The sequence below is a fragment of the Seonamhaeicola marinus genome (assembly GCF_008085455.1).
Map to the genome: position 1 here is coordinate 1 of NZ_VSDQ01000362.1, position 294 is coordinate 294.

General features: G+C 38.1%; 1 protein-coding gene. It reads left to right on the top strand.

Annotated features, from left to right (window positions below; genetic code table 11):
* Positions 1 to 294: glycerate kinase (locus FUA24_RS04930; protein WP_148540280.1), on the top strand; the 294-nt coding region annotated here is incomplete at both ends.

Genomic DNA, 294 nt, shown 5'->3' on the forward strand with positions numbered 1-294 from the left:
CCGTTTTTTGAAGCTGTTGAAGCCTCTTATTTATATGCCGAAAACACCAAAACAGCTTTTATTGAAATGGCTGAAGCTTCAGGGGTTAAATTACTAAAACCAAAACAGTTTGATTGTAAAAATGCGTCTACTTTTGGTACAGGCGAGTTAATAGAAGATGCCTTAAATAAAGGTGCTAAACATATAATTTTAGGCATTGGCGGAAGCGCCACTAACGATTGTGGAGTGGGTATGGCTACGGCATTAGGCTATAGGTTTTTTAATGATAACAACCAAGAGGTTGAGCCTATTGGT